Raw genomic sequence first — 17,311 nt, 5'->3', positions numbered from 1 at the left:
CTGCGGCGATTTAAGAATCACTGCCCCGCGACTAATGACCCACACACCTAGAAGAGGCGATGAATTCGCGAGCCTATGGCGGCCCGCAAGACCAAGCATCCGATGTTCTAGCTTCGTTCACCGAATGGTTCCCGGACGAAGCGGCTCTACTACGGCTGTACTTCTCTCATGACATAGAGGAACGCGGCTTGGCCACAACCCTCCTCGCTGAAAGTCCAAATGCAATGGCGCACGCGATTGCGTATGGCTTGTGTTATCCCGACCATACGGCGCGAATAGCAGAAGCAATCGATTCCCTGGAACGATAGGTCTGTGATGCCCAATTCTGTTCAGCAGTGGATCAACGACACAGCTTATGAACTGGTTGGAGGGAAGAGGTTTTTGCTGCGACTTGCACCGAGGATCGGGAAATCTCATCTCGTGAATCTCCTCGGGGTCGAGCTTGGCGACTCAGCAGTCATAGTTGACGGAAATGAATTCTCGAAGCTGAGCCAAACTGACCAGCGGGACCAGCTCGAGTTTTCGCTGATAACAGCCATTGAAAATCACGGCTCGGCTCAGCTAGTTTTCGATTCATACGATCGAGCCATTGAGAGTCCAAAGGGTGCACGGCTACAAACGTGGCTAAGTAGTCGATTGATCGATGGGCCCTACGCACAAGATGTCGGAGCCTTGTTTACAGCACGTTGCAGCACTGAAATAACTCGCCCTGGTGCTGGAAGCCCTCTGATGTCGCGGGTCACGCCCCTAGAGCCACCATTCCTCGCGCCCGAAGAGGCCAACCGCCAGGATCTCGCACAAATTCGAGAGTGGTTTGGCGAGTCAGCGGTACTTGCAGAGCGTGCTCTCGCCACAACAAGCGTCGAGCCGGTAACAATCGCGGATCAATTCGAGCAGGACCTGTCCTTCATTGAAGATGTTCGCAAGGTCGCATCGACCACTATCTCGAGGGGCTACTTGGATCAAGCGCGCGATTCCTTCCCCGCGAGGTGCGGTGTTTACGGTCTACTAACTGAGGCAGGTCCGACGAAACTTTTGGATCGGCTTCAATTCGCCCTTACCGCAAAAACGGCCGATGACCCTATATGGCCGGACAATTTGGCTAGGAGTATTGCGAAGTTTTCCCAGCTCTTGGCAGGGTCCCACGAAGTGATTTGGTCTGACCGCTACATGTTCCGAGATATCGAGCCGCTCAGAACCTTTTTGAAAGCTGTTACGGCGAAAACGACCTGCAGGATTCAGCTGCTTGGCGGCAATAGTGTGAACGGAACGCAAGTCTCACGGGCGGAGCTGCTGCGATTGACGACAATTGGTTCCGTTGAAGCCAAGTGGATGTCGCCAACAGATTACGGCTCTCTGCATGACCGTCACGTGGTAACCGGCACAGGCGGTTGGGTCGTCCCACAGGTGCATGTCATCGTGGGTAGGCAGTCTCCTGGCAGCACGGTTGTGGCCCCAACTGCTTCATTTGGTGTTGACTACCATGCAATTTGGCGTCGCTCGATCGCCCCATAGCAAGACGTGGCGAATTGAGGCCGGTGTGTGAAGGCTGGGTCCATATTTCCGAGGCTGCTTCGACCTGCTGCGGGTTTCCGAAGAAGCATACCTGTAACGATAATAACCAAAACTGGTCGGTTCGGGGCAAAGCAAGAAGGCGGAGGGCAAGGCTGCCGACTGTCTCAACGGCGAACCTAGCAAATGGGCAGTTCCACGCGGTGGGCATGAGGTTGCCGTAGAACAGCTAAACTACTTCTTAGGTGCGCCGGGAAGTCTGGTCGGCAATGTCACAGCCGCACCCAAAAGTTCGCCGGAGACGGACCGAACCTTGGCCCCACCGAAAGGGCGTACCTGCCCATGAGTATCCCCTCCCCCCGACGCATATTTACCCGTAGCAGCTACCGTGAGTCCATCCATATCGGCCGGATTCTGCGCTCCGAAACTGTCGGCGGCGCCCTGTTGCTGGCGGCCACCATAGTAGCCCTCATCTGGGCCAACTCCCCCTTGGCGGACGGCTACTTTGCCGTTCGCGACTTCAAGCTAGGCCCGGAGGCATTGCACCTGAACCTGAGCCTCGGCGGCTGGGCCTCGGACGGCCTGCTCGCCATCTTCTTCTTTGTGGCCGGACTGGAGCTCAAGCGCGAATTCGTCGCTGGCGATCTGCGCAACCCGGCCAAGGCCGCCGTGCCCATCGCGGCAGCGTTCGGCGGGGTGATCATCCCGGCGGTCCTTTTCACGGTAGTCAACCTGTCAGCCGGCCCTGCCGTGTTGAAAGGCTGGGCCATCCCCACCGCAACGGACATAGCCTTCGCCCTGGCCGTGCTGGCCGTCATCAGCACTCATTTGCCTTCTGCCCTGCGAACATTTCTGTTGACGCTGGCCGTGGTGGACGACCTCATCGCCATCGCCATCATCGCCGTCTTCTACCCCAGCGAGTTGCACCTCCAGTACCTGGCCCTTGCACTGCTCCCCCTGCTCGCCTTCACCTGGCTGGTCCAAAAACGCATCACTGCCTGGTATTTCCTGATCCCGCTGGCCCTCATCACGTGGGCCTTGGTCCATTCCTCGGGCATCCATGCCACGGTTGCCGGCGTGCTGCTGGGCTTTGCGGTCCCTGTGATCCGCTCCGCCAAGCGAGGCGGACCATCCGCGGGCCCGGGGCTCGCCGAGCACTTTGAGCATCTGGTCCGCCCCGTCTCCGCAGGTGTGGCAGTTCCACTCTTTGCATTCTTCTCCGCAGGCGTTGCCCTTGGTGGTGCAACCGGGCTGAAGAACGCCCTGACCGACTCCGTGGCCGTCGGCATTGTTGTCGCCCTGGTGGTCGGTAAGTTCCTGGGCGTCTTCGGCACCACGTGGCTCGTAACGAAGACCACCAAGGCAACGCTCGACGACGGCCTGGCCTGGATCGACGTTGCCGGCCTGGCGCTGTTGGCGGGCGTGGGGTTCACAGTGTCCCTCTTGATCAGCGAACTTAGCTATGGTGATGCCAGCCCGCATTACAGCCATGCGAAGGTTGCCATCCTTGCAGGATCAGTCCTGGCCGCCCTGCTCGCATCCGTAGTATTGCGCAGCCGCAACCGCCACTACCGTAAACTGGCGGTGCGTGAAAGCCGCGATGATGACGGCGACAGCATCCCCGACATCTACCAACAAGACTGAGCCACATGATCAAGCCGCTCCACCACGTTGCCCTAACGGCTGCCGCCGTCTATCTTGTGGGCGTGGCCTTGGTCGTTTTTTGGCCCACGCCGGTGGACCGGCCGGCCAGCGGCGATCTTCATTTGGTCATCAATTGGATGCACGCGCACGGCCTGCCCATGTTTATCGGTTACAACCAGGTGGAATTCACGGCGAACATTGCCATGTTCGTCCCCATGGGCCTGATTGCCTCCACCTGGTTTAAGAACGGCTGGGTGAGCCTTGCCATCAGTTCCCTGGCATCGTGCTTCATTGAATTCAGCCAGTACCTGTTCCTGCCGCACAGGTTTGCTTCAGGAATGGACGTACTGGCAAATACAACGGGTGCCGCCATTGGCGCCGCCGTGTACTTCGTTGATCACCGGCGGTTGGGCTCGTTGAAACCGTCGGTTGAGCGAGTCGAAGACCCACTGGTTGAGCCTGCCGAAACCGTTGGTTGAGGTTGTCGAAACCCCGGCGGTAGAGCCTGTCGAAACCGAACCCGCTGGTTGAGCTCGTCGAACCCAGGATCCCTCCGCCCCGAACTGTCGACTCAGTGCACCAGCCCGTGCACATCCAGGTAGGAGGCCAGCTGGTCGTCCTTCATGGCCTCGGCAATTTCCTTCACTGTCTTGGCGTCATTGATGACGATCGACTGTCCGTCCGCTGACGTGCCTGTCCCCAGATTGGGGAGCGTGAACGTCTTGATATTGCTGGAGCGGATATCCTTCAGCTCCAAGGCCAATCCGGCTATAGCACCAGCATTCAGCGACTTGTCTACGCTGACGAAAGGTGAAAACTTCCCCACCAAATTGGAGACTGTCACCGGATTGGCCAGGGTGGACGGCGTCAAGACCTTGGCCAACACCGCTTTGAGGAAGAGCTGCTGGTTCTTGACCCGCTGGTAGTCGCCATCGGAGAACGCGTATCGCTCACGCACAAACGCCAATGCCTCTTCGCCTGTCAGGGAATGGACCCCGCGCTCGAACGTATGGCCTTTCAAGAAGCTACTTTGGAATGTGGCAGGATTATTGACTTGCACACCACCGACTGCGTCGGTAATGGATTTGAAGCCTTCGAAGTCAACGATCATCACGTGGTCAATGCGCGTGTCAAACATGCCCTCAAGTGTTTGAACTACCAAGGGGACTCCGCCAAACGCCATCGCCGCGTTAATCTTAGCGTCCCCGTGACCGGGGATGGTCACCCACGTGTCCCGCATGATGGACATGGCGTATACGTTTTTGTGGTCCGCAGGAATGTGGACCAGCATCATGGTGTCAGAGCGCTGGTCGGAAGCAACACCTTGCTCCGCAGTGTTGAGAGTGGCACCACGGCTGTCACTGCCCAACACCAGGATGTTGGTGGTATTGGCGCCGGCGCCAGTGGTTGGCTTCGTAGGGCGCAAGGATTCGGCAGGAAAGGCTTGGTCGATCTTTTGGGCCTTAGTATCAAATGAATTAGCGAGGTTGAACACAAAAACGCCAGAGACCACAACGGCCAGAACGAAAAAGGCCAGGAACCCTAGGAGTACGTACCGTGCGGTACGGTTCCTTCGCGGGGTATCGCCGGTGGAAGGTTCCGGAACATACGGTTTTTGTTGTGACAGGCTTTCCACGAATGAGTCCCTAAGTTAGGCCAGCTTGTTATCTCCTCCCATTGTGCCATTCAGCGACGAAGGAGTCAGTGTTCAAGCTACCAACCTAAGCCGGACACCTGAACGAAACGACTTTTTCCTGTATGATTCGGATGGAATGCTGGAAGCAGCATGTTGCGAATCATTGCGGCCTGAACATCTGGTCTCTTGAACTTATCGGTTCTGCTAGAGCATGGATGTCGAGCTACATGGCTGAAAAGTGGGGTACAATTGGGGCAAATATCGACCGGTCGCAATGCGCTCACGGATGGATCTAGGGTAGCTCACCCTGTCTTCTTGCGGAATCAATACGCAACAAATTGGCGTAATTCCTACATACATTGTCTCCGCTGGGTTGATGCGGCTATCATTACTGCGTCGCTCACTGCAGCCCAACTTGCAAGATTCGGCTTCGATAAGTCAGATTTGAAAATCGGGAATATGACCGTGTCGTACTGGGCGTGCGGCATCCTGCTCGGTCTTGCGTGGTACGTCATGCTTGGGGCATGGGACAGTCGGAAGATTCGAATAATTGGATCTGGAACTGAAGAATTCAAACTTGTCGTGACCGCGACGTCATGGCTATTTGGCACGGTGGCTATTATATCCTATGCATTCAACCTTGACACCGCAAGAGGATATATACTCCTTGCCCTTCCCTTGGGCAGTGCAGGAATCCTTTTGGCGCGTTGGATCCAGAGACAACTTCTACACCGAAAGCGCCGATTTGGACTCTCAACAGCCCGCGTAATGGTTGTGGCGGGGCCGTTTTCAGCGGCTCACCTAACCAAATCACTGGCTCGCCAGCCCTTCGCCGGTTTCACACCCGTCGCAGTTCATGTTCCGGGGCTGTCAATAAATGTAAAGGGCGACGCCGATGTTGCCCTAGGAGCACCTTTAGCTGGGACAGGCGAATCCGTGGAGGATATCCTGGATTCAATCTCCCGCTTTGAAGCTGACACAGTGGCTCTTTCATCTGGTCTAGCCATGCCTCCCCACAAAATTCGGGATCTGGGATGGGCACTTGCCGACCGTCACATCCGCCTCATCATGGCACCGGCACTAACGGACATAGCTGGCCCACGGATACATGTTCAACCGGTTTCAGGCCTCCCTCTGGTCCATGTATCGACCCCACAGTTCAGCTCTGGAGCACGCTTCGCGAAGCGAATTTTTGATATCGTCTCGTCATCATTGCTCATTATCGTCCTCAGTCCGCTATTCGTGGTTCTAGCCTCGGTTGTAAAGGCCACAGGTGGTCCCGCATTGTTCAAACAGCCCAGAGTCGGCCTCCAGGGACAGATTTTTGAGATGCTCAAGTTTCGGTCAATGGTTGTCGGCGCAGATGAGCAGGTTGCGGGCCTCATTGACGAATCAGATGGCAATGGCGTCATGTTCAAGATGAAAAATGATCCGCGTGTGACTTCTACAGGCAAATGGATGCGGCGATTTAGCCTGGACGAACTTCCACAACTTTTCAACGTCATAGCGGGAAACATGAGCCTGGTCGGCCCGCGCCCTCCCCTGGAGAGCGAAGCTGCCGTCTACGAGAAGCACGTTCACAGACGTTTCATGGTCAAGCCCGGGATTACAGGACTTTGGCAGGTTAGCGGCCGATCTGATCTATCGTGGCAGGATACCGTTCGGCTTGATCTGTACTACGTGGAAAATTGGTCGTTAGCAGGCGACTTCATCATTCTACTCAAGACTTTGAAAGCTGTCATGAGATCGGGCGGGGCCTACTGAGCATGGAAATCTTAGGTCAGAAGCCCCAAAGGAGGATTGCGAGGGAAGATATTGCTCTTATTCACGAAATCGGCTCAGGGCGAGCTGCAATCCTAAGCCTGAGTTCCAATCAACCTGTCATCCTGAAAGGTACCGCGGTTGAACTTTGGCTCCTCATTACTTCCGGGATGACTCCTCACGAGCTGATTCAGCACCTGATGAATAAATATGAATTGGACTTGAATGAAAGCCGAATTCAAATCAATGGCTTCATCCAATCGATGATGGTATATGGGTTCATAGCCGACCCAATCGAAATTGCGATAGACAAAACGAGTTGGGTTGCCGAAAAACATTATTAGAAATAAACTTAACTCTTTTATATAATCAAATTTCTTTCTTCATATTGACGGCATTGTAGATCCTAGAGGTAGTTGCAATGAGAAATCGCCGTGGAACACAGTCCAGGCGATATTGGCGACAACATTGATAGTATCTCCAATCGAATCCAAACTTTTAGTGTGAATATAATTTTCAAAGTTGAGACTCGGAACAATACAAGGCCACTCGGCCAACCCAAACGCCTTACAGTTCGAGACATCAATACTTAAATTCAATTAGGACAAAATGGCACTACTGACAACGAGCAACTTACTTACGAAAGCAAGAGTCTCATGGGGCCTTTATGGCATATTGTGTTGCTGTCTGGCTGTCATGAACCCTCTCATCGGATTGGGTATGATCATTGGCCCCCTCTCCATTTGGCTCCTTGCTTGGAAGTCTTGGATACGTATTAGTGTCGTTATTGGAGGTGGATTTTTCGTCCTCGGATCAAGCACCGATGTCGGCCCTTTGAAGATTGCGTACATGGTCACAGTAGTGCTGTGTTTTATTATATCTACTTGTCGTCTGATAACGAATCCCCCCATTTGGATTGGTCGATTTAGTACCACATTCAAATGGGGAATTCTATTCCTTATTTGCATGCTCATAGGCATGCTCGTTGGAGTTGCGATATTACCAACATTTGACTTGCTAACGACTCTTCGCCAGAGTGTATTTTATCTGCTGGTCATCGCATCACCTGTTGTTGGCCTCGATGCCGGGCGTGATCTGACTCCAAGAATTGTAGTCAATTCAATAGGATTCATCGGAACAATTTCCGCTATCGGATTCGCCGCAGACTGGCTTCAACGTCGAAACATCTCTAGCGTTGAAGTCGGTCGATTCATGCTGTCGAGCCTTGTCGTGCCAGCACTGGCTTTCTCTCTTGCGCTGGTTTGCGTTACCTATACAAGGAAATTCAAGCGCTTATTGTGGTTAATATCAATTGTAATTGTCCCGGCCGCAATGATTGTTACTGGCACTAGAACTAATCTCATAATTTTCGTGGGAATTTTAGGCGTTGCGGGCGCTCGCAAATTTATGCGTGTCCCTTTACGTAAATTGCTTATTGCAATGACCGTCGCTTTCGCAGTGATGCTTTCATTGATTCCATTATTGGCTTCAAATCTCCTTCGAGATCCGGAATTCTTGGATTCCCGTTTTAGATCAATCCTTACAATTATTGGTGGAAATCCGGAATCCGATGAATCATTTCGACTTCGGGCTGATCAGTATCAGTATGCGTGGGATCACATAAAAATGAGTCCTTACTTTGGGTTTGGCCCCGGCTTTACCGCAGATATTCCCATGGACACTCCGTTGATTACTGTAGTTAAGTACGGATTTATTGGAACATCTGTTCTTATGATATTCGTATTCTCTGCAAGTCGTGCCGCGAAACATTTAGCCCGGATCTATGGTTACCATGAAATCCATTCGGCAATTCGCGGATTTGAGCTAATTTTTCTTGCCCTGATTCCATTTGGGACTCCGTTCGAGGACCGAGGATTTGGATTCACTTTGATGCTCGTTTTCATGGGTTTAAGTTCGGTTGCAGAATATCGGATCAAGATGTCTCAAGGTCGGCTGGCTTCCAGACGGCAAGAAACACAGCCTTTAGCATCGACAGCTCATTCAATCATTCCCAGACGGTCAGAAGAGTCGTCAGCCGCTAGGTCGAGTCAATTGCGAAATAATAGTAATGATCTACCCCGACGATGAAGTTTAATTCCCTCAACAGTTCTACACATTGAGATAAAAATACGCGAGTCTGAATTTCAGCAAACCCTCCGGTATTTTTCTCCAACGCGGGAGACCTCGAAAGTTGGTCACCGCATTAACCACCAATTACAATTTCCGCGAAAACCTGTAATAGCAATTTTCTGTGCAGTTGCTTTCCGTGATATTTATCGTTCCTTAACGTAACCATTGCATGCTGCCGGGATATTCGATTGCGATGTCGGCGAATTATTTGCAGAGGTCGGCAGCAGCCTGCACCCATGTCAGTATAAGTATCCGGTCAAAGTAGTGGTCAGGTGGCCTGGGCCGGTGGGGCCGAGACTGCTAGGCTCACGGCTTCGGTCATAGCGTTCTTAAGGTTGCTACCGTGCTCTTCGACTCCCAGCTGGGTTAGGCCTCAGGGCTCCGGTCATGGTCGGGGACAGACATTTGAAGTTCGTTGATTTTCGGGGGTTTTGACTGGTTGAAAGGCTGTTAATTTTGCCCGACATACGATAAAATAGAGTTAGTATTTTGTCGTCTATCGAGGGGTGAAATGATGGTTTTCATGACTGCTCAACTTCCCCTGCCTGTGACGATGGATCCTGTTGCCGTGTCGGTGGGCTTGGCGGTGTCGCTGATGGAAAACGACCATGGCGGGGAAGTTTATATTCGCGGGCAATTGTGTGACGTGTGGGATGCCGAAGACACTGCAGCACGCCGGTGGGCGGCAGTGAAATTGGTACGTCTGGGCGCGGCCTCCCAGGAGCAGATCGCGGCAGCTTTCGGTGTTTCCTCGGTGGCGGTGTGGAAATGGGCCCAGCGGGCGGCCGCCGGTGGCATTGCTGCGTTGGTGCCGGAAAAGAAGGGCCCGAAGAAGGCATCCCGACTCAGCGACACTGTCATCGCCCAGATCGTGGAACTACGCAGCACCGGCCTGTCCCAGCAGGCCGTCGGGAACGCGGTCGGCGTCTCTGAGTTCAGTGTCCGCCGGGCCCTGAAAATCGCTGCCGAGCAAGCCGCTGCTGACGCTGCGGAAATAGCCGCCGCGGGTGAACCCAGGACTCCGGACATGGTGAGGTAATGGCTGTGGCTATCAAGCACGGTTCTTGACTTCGTAGCGCAGGATGAGCTCGGTGCCTGGGTAGCGGGTTTGGGTGGTGGTGAGGTGGTCGCAGAGCTCGGCGACGGCCTGGGTTTTGGCTTGGGTGGGCAGCGGGTCCAGCCGGATCGTGAGGAAGCCGGGTTCGGTGGGGTCGATGTCGCCTGATGAGTGGAAGGCCTGGCGCATCAGGGCGTGGGCCTCATCGCCGGCGCGTTTGTAGCCGGTGTTGGTGCGGATCTCCCGCGCGATCGTCATCGCGGTGTTGTAGGCTGCCATGCGGATGCCGGTGTGGATGAGCTTGGTCTCGGTGTCCAGGACCTGCTGGCCAGGGGCCAGCTTCCCGAGCCGGATTTTCGCGGGGATCCGCTTGTGGGCAGCCTCGGCCGCCTTGAGGGCGGCTTCGGCCTTCCACAACGGCTTCGTGATCGTGTTGTGCATCGTGCTGGTCACCACGACTTTGAGTTCGGCCTGTCCCGGCGGCGCGGTGCGCAGGGCTGTCAGCGCCTCCTGGACGTCGGCGGCAACCTCGGCATGGTGCTTCCGGGCGGTGAGGACCTTTTGGTAGGAGGCTGCCTTGGCGGGGTTGGGCACCAACCGCTTCGGGTCATCATCGTCACTGGCGTAGGAGTCGTGGGAGTCAAGCTCGAAGTGCATGCGGCCGTAGCGGAACTGGTTTTCCTGCCGCCACCGCCCGCCCATCCGCCATACAGCCTCCCCGGCCGGCAGATTGCGGTTGGTGGTGAGGACGTGGATCTGCCGCGTCCCACCATCCTTCCCCTTGGTCTTGGTCTTGGCGGGAACGATGCGGCTGAGCTGGCGCATCTGGTAGGTTTCCCCGGTCTTCTTCGTTGTCGGCAGGGCCAGGTCGACGAGGGTGTCGGCCACGGACCAGGTGCGGGTTTCCCCGTGCTCGTCGGTGTGGGAGACCTCCACGAACTTCTCCGGGTCAACATCGGGTGTGGTGCCCTTGCGCCAGGTCAGCACGTCGAAGCCGTGTTCGTCCATGTGCTTGAACAGGGCCGGGGACCATCCTCCCCGGTCGAAGCCGACCAGGATGCGCCGGTCGTCGCCTACGACTGTGCGGAGTTCGGGCAGGAGCCGGCGGAGTTCCCCGGCGAGGGACGCACCGGGTTCGGCCATGACTACAAATACGGGGGCGCCGTGGGCGTCGGCGACCCAGGTTTCCTCCGTGGCGGGGACGGGGAACTTGAGCCGGGTGGAGTAGATTTTCCCGATCTTTTTCGTGCCCTGGTAGGCGCGGACGTGCCCGTCCACGTACAGGATCGCGGCCAGGTCCTCCCCGCCCGGGCCCCTCGCTTTCAGGTGGTGGGCGGCCAGGGCCGCGATCAACTCGGCGGCTTTTCCAGTCTCGGCGAGCTGGCCGGTCCGTCGGCGGATCGTTTTTACTTCCGGGGCGCGGTCCATTCCCAGGACCCTGCCCAGGTCTTCCGGGGTGAACCGGGTGGCGCCCTCGGCCCGGGCCTCCCCGGCCAGCGCCCGTAGCACCGCATCGATCAGGATGGTGTTCAGGCCGTAGAACCCGTCCGGCAGTGCGCCAAAGACGTCTTTCGCGCACTGGAGCAGGCCGGTGGTTTCCAGGGCCGGGAAGGCCAGGAACAGCCCGGCGTGCGGGACGCGGGCGGCCGGGGCAAACACCGGGGACGCGCATTCCAGCAGCCCGGACCGGGCCGCCGCCCTCTCCCCGGACCGGGGCGCCGGGACCGGCAACACCGGCAGTTGCGGCTGCACGGGCTCCCCGGCAGTTTCCGGTGCCGCCACGGCTGCTTCGATCGGGGCGCCGGCCATGGCGCGCCGGACGGTGTCGGTGGAGACGCCAGTCGCCGCGGCGGTGGCCCGCAGGCTCGCCCCGCCCCCGCGGTGGGCTCGGATCTGTGTCGCTTTCGCCTCCGTCAGCACCGAGGGCCGCTTCGGGCCCTTCTTCACCGGCGCTACCCCTGCCAGCCCGCCATCGGCCAGGTTTATCCGCCAGCGGCGCACCGACTCCGGGTTGACGCCAAAACCTGCCGCGACCTCTCCCATCGAGGCTGCCCCGGACTCAACCAACTGCGCCGCCGCCAAACGGCGCAGGCCCTCCTGGTCCGGTCCCCACACATAGGAGGCCTGGCCGTTGATGAAGATCCTGCCGCCGCCGGAGGAATCCTCAAGCAGTGCCACCGCATCCCCGACCAGCACCGCTCCGAGCTCTCCCAGCACCGGCAGTGCCTGCCGGATGGCCAAAAACGTCATCAATGGTTCCTCATCTGTTCCGGAATTTTCTCCATAACTATTTTCTCACAAATTAGGCAAAATTAACAGCCCGACAGCCGCCAGAAACCCCGAAAAATCAAGGACGCGTAAACGTCGTCACTCCTCATGTCCGGAGTCCTGGTGCTTGAGTGGTCATGCTCGCCGCCGAGATCATGGCCTGGACCCAGATGGTCGCGTTCACCGGGACGAAGGCCAGACGCTGGGAACCGAAAAAGCTCCGGGCCAGGCTGTTCGAAATCGGGGGCAGGATCGCCAGCCACGCCCGCCGAACCACCCTCCACCTGGCCTCCACCGCCCCGGACGTGCAACTCCTGATCAAAGGCATTAAACGCCTCGCGGCACTGGGCCCGCCATAACCGGGACCGCCACCCGCCCACACGACTTCAGAAAACACCAGCAGCACCGTGACCGGCGTGGAACCCGTCACCACCAACCGCCACGGCAGCGGTCACGTTGTCACACCCACATGCCAAAATCAGAACTGTCAGGCAGCCGGTAAGCCCTGATCCACGAAAATCCCCGAGTCATGAAAAATCGAGGCTAATTACTGGCGTCGGTCCGCAAATGGCGCTTGGGAGTTCCGAGGGCACGCTTGACGATAGCCGAGCGCACGTGGATTCTCAACGGCGTCTCAAACCATTTGTAGACACCGATGCTTAGCAATATCGTCATTGTCATGAGAATCCAGCCAACAGTATTTGGGAATTTACCCACACTATACAAATTCAACAGGGGTACGTGGATCATGTAAAGAGAAAAGCTCGCCTCACCCAACAGAACCACTGGACGCCACGCCAAAATGCTCTCTTGACGCTTCGGCTTGACTGCAAGCGCAAGGATAAGCAATGCGAAAAACGGACTCATTAGTAGGAATGCAGGATCTATAGGCCTAAAAACTGCGATAGTCGATAATATTGTTAGCGAAGCTGCCAAAACAATAATACGTCGACATCCAACTTTCATCCAGTCCTCACCTCCACGGATGAACAGGAGCGCCGCAGCCACGCCAATCAAAAATTCAAAGAGATGCGTCAGAGGAAATTGAAATACTATGAAGCCTTCTTGGCCCAAAGGAAAAAAGGTTCGTGCCGCAAAAATTATAAGACACTGTCCAACAAACGCAGACAACAATAGTATTGTCATATGGATCGAGGACAGTTTTCGCATTACAACGACCAAAGCGGGAAATAGGGCATAAAAAAATACCTCACATGAAATACTCCACGCTGGGCTATTCCACGGTTGATTCAGGGAAGCTGCAGGAAGCCATCCGGTAAGAGTAGTTATTTGGGCAAATAGACTACCCCCCAGATTTAAGACACTGGCCTCCTTCAATGAGTACCAATCCAGCAGTGCGCCAGTACTTCGATTTAGCAGCGCATATATAACACCAATGCTCCCCAAGACAACCGCAAGGATTGTTACGGGATAGATGCGCGCAAACCGGCTCGCGTAGAACTTAATTCTACCGCTGCGGCCAGACAGACTCGAGTAATTGTAAGCCAAAATGAAACCAGAAAGGACGAAGAACAAAGATACGGCCGTCCTGCCCCCGTCCACGAAATTGATGATCGCGGTTGGAACAGAAACTACACCACGGTAATTGAAGTGGGAAATAAGAACGGCGAAAGCCGCCAGGAAGCGGAGACCTGTAAGGGCAGGAAGCTTAGTGGCGCTATGAATCATAGTAACCGATTTACTGGGCATTTTACTCCTGAAGGACTCGTTTATTGCTCCAAGCCTATCATCTTCAATCCTACGTGGAGTTATAAAAAGTCCAAACCTACACCACCAGCCACCGACGCAGTAACCCAAACTCGTTGCTTCAATGAAAGCAACATTGGGTCAGGTTTAAACTTTCTTCAATTGACAAACAAACTAACTTCCTGACAAATAGGTCAACTCTTCTCCCAAAGGACAATGCAAGAACCCATTTGCGAAGTTCCGACTGACTATGAGCTGCAAACAAGGATAATCGCCCAATATCACTCCGCCATCGTCGGCTGCGGCACTCACCCGTGGCCAAAAGTCTTCTGGCAGTAGCTTGACTCTAGCTGATCAACAACTCTTTCAATACTGAACTTTGAAGCCACTAGGTTACGGCCGGCATGACCCATCCGACTTCTAAGGTCCGGATCAACTAACAGCGTCGAAACTACGTCTACCAAAGATCCAAGAGTCTGATCAGCCACCAAACCCGCCTGAGCCTCAACTACGTCATCCGCAATTCCGCACGGCCGGCAAAGAACGACCGGAACACCTACGGACATGGACTCAAGCGCCGACATCGGCATGACTTCACTCTCCGAGGGAAGTACAAAAATGGATGCATGTCGAATTCGATTCAAGACATCCGAGGGGGCTAGAGCGCCCTCCCACCTGACAGTCTCTTCTAGGCCTAGGTCGCGAATTCGTGTCAAAACCCTTGACCCTTCACCTCCATCAGGACCGAGCAAAGTGAACCTAACGTTTGGAAAGCTTTCAGCCAAATGATGCGCTAATTCAACAAACACCAAGGGTCTTTTTATAGAATGAACTCTTCCAAGCATTATGACTTCAAATGGAATAGATTGTTGACGTGGGGTCGTGGAGAAGAAGTCGAGACTAGTCGAGATACCATTCAACAAAATCTCAACGTCCGCGTCCTGACTAAGCCCACGAATATTCGCAACCTCTTCCGGAGTCAGTGAAAAGACTGTTTTCGCTTGCCCGAGCGCTCTCCGAATCACCAACCGATCAAGCAGTCTCGCCATAAATTTAGTAGAAAAGTCAATCATTCCATGACATTGAATGAAAAATTCTTTTCGATAAACCATGGCAATAAACGACGCAGGTGAAGTGACTAAATCACGTGCCAAATGCAAATGAACAACGTCAAAGGAACCCAACTTTCTGATCAACCACCAGATCATTCCTAAGGAGGCGAGTCCAGAAAAACCCGCACCAGGAACCCAACTATGAACTCGGAATAGTTTTACGGGAACGCCGTCCAGTTCCGTCGGCAGACCACCTTCATAGCCAATCGCCCCGCCCATCACGGTGACGTGATGCCCGCGGGCGATCAGTTCCTTTGACTGATTCAGTGCAACTCTGACCGGGCCGCCAAAAGCACCATCGGGGGTAACCAATGTAACGACATGCAATATCTTCAAACTATTCCTAAAATTAGAGTTTGGAGCGCCAGATCCCATTTCTCATTAATCTGAATCATATTAATCTGAACGTCGGGGATCCAAGATTCTGCATGAGAAACAAATTATGGCTTAGAGGGAAGTTGAAACTCAATAATTCGATGTCGCCCGTACCGAGCTTCCAATGGCGGAAGAATATCGTAATTGCCGTACAAATTTCTCAAGTAGGAATCAACATCCTCAAATACAGGAAAAACGTTATTTTCAAAATTGGCGGGGCATAACTCTTCGGTCCAAGCCCGGGTGATTGTCTCCCGGCGATAGCCGTAAGACCCACCTATCGCGGTTACCATCTTGCTGACACGCCCATTGAAATAGCGGGACACTCGTTCATGAATGCCGACCATGGACTGGAAGCTCCAAAAAACAGATACACGCGAAGCAAGTTTCCGAATGAGTCGGGAAAAGAAGCCAGCGTCGGAATTCTGAAAATATCCCGCGCGTGCCATAATGACTTGTCTAAGCAATTCCAATTGTCCCATATGCAACATACGAAGAAAAGATTGGTCGGGAACCGCATCGAAGGGAAAGATGTCAATATAAATACCCTTATGGGTTCCAATCTCCGCAACCGCCGGCTCGACAAACTTGCTATCGTTTCTGTGGAGCTTCGCGAATGGCAACGCAAAAGCTGAATTTATGTTCCAGGTCTGAATGCTAAAAATGGGTTTTAGATCATTCTGTGCGTGAAATAGAAACTTGTCATAGTCGACCCGCATCATTCCGAAGTCAATATCATCATCCCAGGGAATAAACCCTTGATGACGGACCGCCCCCAAAGCGGAGCCAGCGACGAGAAAATAGTTGATCTGATACCGTTCACATATACGTTTCACCTCATCAGCCATGGTCAACTGAACGAGATGCAATCCTTCTAACTGATCTTCGTCTAAAACCATGAGAGCCTCAATCCGGTTTGGAAAACTTTTTTCGATAGATGAAGTTGAGCCGAAAAATCCAATGTCTATTTCTTGGACAGTCCTAAGCCCGAATCAAAGGCCAGGAGAAATTGATCAGCGAGTTCTTTTGGAGGATGCTTCAATATGTCGGGCTTGTTGATCCTGCCATTCCAAGAACTGCGGCTCAATGTCATTGACTGAGCAACATGTTCGACATCATTTTCGGTTATGAACACTCCGTGCATGTGGGCGACCGATGATGCTACCCCGCAATTACGACTGACCACCACATGAAGGCCCGTTGCTAAAGCCTCGTTTACAACCAGTCCCCACACTTCCGTGCTAGAAGCCAGTATTAGTGTCGAATGTTTTGCTAACTCATCTGGAAGGTGTTTATATTCTATTGGTCCTAGAAATGTTACACGATCCAAAAGGTCCAATTCTCTGACGAGATTTTCGAGCATGTTTAAACATTCACCCCCACCAACTATGGTTAGACTGTCACGGGCATTTGCTATTCGAGCGAAGGCCTTAATGATCAGATCAACATTCTTTAAACTAATCAGTCGACCAACGAACAAGAATGAATGTCCACCTTCCTGACTAGGAGCATCCCCCTGATTCAACTTTGAAAACATCTCAATATCTATTGCATTGAATCCCTCAAAAATCCGCTCGCGCCTAACTCCCATCGCGACAATAGCTTCCGTTGCTGCCACACCGGGCGTCACCACAGAATCCAAGGAACGAAAGAAGGAAGCACGGAGTCGCGCAATCATTCCACGCCTGTGTGTATGCGTCGCCAAGATTGACTCGTAGAACCCAACTGTGGCTGTGCGCGTTATTTTGGCAACTAGAAGTATTTGCCAGTAGATCGGATCGTGCCAGCCTGTAAGGACAATCACGTCCGACCTAGCCATGTCCCGCACTTCATCCAGTGAAACTAGTATATTGAGCGGACGTCGAGAAAACGGCACTCTCTTCGAGCGAAGAACTGCCTGATCATATTTTGCATCTTCCGGCTTGTCAGCCCAATCTCTAGCCCTACCTTTGGCGTCACGGTGGAAATTCTTCTCTTGTACGAGAGTTCTTACGTGAAGGTTCACGTATTCACCTAATATGTTCCAGACCGGAATTCTATATGGCGCTGCAAGGTTGGTAACCCACGTTACTCTAGTCATCGCTCGTTGATTCTCCGATAATCAGGGAA

The 17,311-nt window shown here is 54.0% G+C and carries 14 protein-coding genes; 8 read left to right on the top strand and 6 right to left on the bottom strand.

The window, feature by feature from the left end; genetic code table 11:
• Window positions 1-312 precede the first annotated feature (312 nt).
• The 3 genes from LPN03_RS06080 (at window position 313) to LPN03_RS06070 (ending at window position 3,635) form a co-directional block, all read left to right on the top strand.
• Window positions 313-1,515 (top strand): hypothetical protein, encoded by a 1,203-nt coding sequence (locus tag LPN03_RS06080; protein ID WP_262453526.1) that lies wholly within the window; start codon window positions 313-315, stop codon window positions 1,513-1,515.
• 339 nt (window positions 1,516-1,854) lie between these two features.
• Window positions 1,855-3,156: a Na+/H+ antiporter NhaA gene (gene nhaA / locus LPN03_RS06075; protein ID WP_262453525.1), complete on the top strand. Its 1,302-nt coding sequence runs from the start codon at window positions 1,855-1,857 to the stop codon at window positions 3,154-3,156.
• Window positions 3,157-3,161: 5 nt separating this feature from the next.
• Entirely contained in the window at window positions 3,162-3,635 is a 474-nt protein-coding gene (locus LPN03_RS06070; RefSeq protein ID WP_262453524.1) for a VanZ family protein, read from the top strand.
• A 92-nt stretch (window positions 3,636-3,727) separates the two neighbouring features.
• Here the strand turns inward: LPN03_RS06070 and LPN03_RS06065 are convergent, their stop codons facing one another.
• The gene (locus tag LPN03_RS06065; protein ID WP_262453522.1) at window positions 3,728-4,792 is read right to left on the bottom strand and encodes an LCP family protein; all 1,065 of its coding nucleotides are present in this window, start codon (window positions 4,790-4,792) and stop codon (window positions 3,728-3,730) included.
• A 315-nt stretch (window positions 4,793-5,107) separates the two neighbouring features.
• Between LPN03_RS06065 and LPN03_RS06060 the strand changes: the two genes are divergently transcribed.
• From LPN03_RS06060 to LPN03_RS06045, 4 genes are all read left to right on the top strand, one after another.
• Window positions 5,108-6,556, top strand: coding sequence for a sugar transferase (locus tag LPN03_RS06060; RefSeq protein WP_262453521.1), 1,449 nt, complete (start codon window positions 5,108-5,110; stop codon window positions 6,554-6,556).
• 2 nt (window positions 6,557-6,558) lie between these two features.
• Window positions 6,559-6,897 carry a PqqD family protein gene (locus tag LPN03_RS06055; protein ID WP_262453520.1) on the top strand — a complete coding sequence of 113 codons (339 nt, stop codon included), beginning with the start codon at window positions 6,559-6,561 and terminating at the stop codon, window positions 6,895-6,897.
• A 634-nt stretch (window positions 6,898-7,531) separates the two neighbouring features.
• Window positions 7,532-8,641: an O-antigen ligase family protein gene (locus LPN03_RS06050; protein ID WP_262453519.1), complete on the top strand. Its 1,110-nt coding sequence runs from the start codon at window positions 7,532-7,534 to the stop codon at window positions 8,639-8,641.
• Window positions 8,642-9,206: 565 nt separating this feature from the next.
• Window positions 9,207-9,722, top strand: a complete 516-nt coding sequence (locus tag LPN03_RS06045; protein ID WP_262453518.1) for a helix-turn-helix domain-containing protein — start codon at window positions 9,207-9,209, stop codon at window positions 9,720-9,722.
• A gap of 12 nt (window positions 9,723-9,734) precedes the next feature.
• Here LPN03_RS06045 and LPN03_RS06040 read toward each other — a convergent pair whose 3' ends face one another.
• Window positions 9,735-11,990, bottom strand: a complete 2,256-nt coding sequence (locus tag LPN03_RS06040) for a putative transposase (protein WP_262453517.1) — start codon at window positions 11,988-11,990, stop codon at window positions 9,735-9,737.
• A gap of 155 nt (window positions 11,991-12,145) precedes the next feature.
• On the opposite strand from LPN03_RS06040, the gene LPN03_RS06035 reads away from it, so the two are divergent.
• A complete protein-coding gene (locus LPN03_RS06035) occupies window positions 12,146-12,367 on the top strand; it encodes a transposase (RefSeq protein WP_262453530.1) in 222 nt (73 codons plus the stop codon).
• A 184-nt stretch (window positions 12,368-12,551) separates the two neighbouring features.
• Here the strand turns inward: LPN03_RS06035 and LPN03_RS06030 are convergent, their stop codons facing one another.
• The 4 genes from LPN03_RS06030 to LPN03_RS06015 all read right to left on the bottom strand — a co-directional run bounded on the left by LPN03_RS06030 (window position 12,552) and on the right by LPN03_RS06015 (window position 17,207).
• Window positions 12,552-13,718, bottom strand: a complete 1,167-nt coding sequence (locus LPN03_RS06030) for an acyltransferase family protein (protein WP_262453516.1) — start codon at window positions 13,716-13,718, stop codon at window positions 12,552-12,554.
• A gap of 305 nt (window positions 13,719-14,023) precedes the next feature.
• Complete coding sequence (locus LPN03_RS06025; protein ID WP_262453515.1) at window positions 14,024-15,163, bottom strand: glycosyltransferase; 1,140 nt, start codon at window positions 15,161-15,163, stop codon at window positions 14,024-14,026.
• A gap of 104 nt (window positions 15,164-15,267) precedes the next feature.
• Window positions 15,268-16,101, bottom strand: coding sequence for a phosphorylcholine transferase LicD (locus tag LPN03_RS06020; protein ID WP_262453514.1), 834 nt, complete (start codon window positions 16,099-16,101; stop codon window positions 15,268-15,270).
• 65 nt (window positions 16,102-16,166) lie between these two features.
• On the bottom strand, window positions 16,167-17,207 hold the full coding sequence (locus tag LPN03_RS06015) for a glycosyltransferase family 4 protein (RefSeq protein ID WP_262453513.1): 1,041 nt from the start codon (window positions 17,205-17,207) through the stop codon (window positions 16,167-16,169).
• Window positions 17,208-17,311 lie beyond the last annotated feature (104 nt).

The sequence above is a fragment of the Arthrobacter sp. A2-55 genome (assembly GCF_025548615.1).
GTDB classification, from domain to species: domain Bacteria; phylum Actinomycetota; class Actinomycetes; order Actinomycetales; family Micrococcaceae; genus Specibacter; species Specibacter silviterrae.
This window is presented reverse-complemented; position numbering and strand designations above follow the sequence as displayed.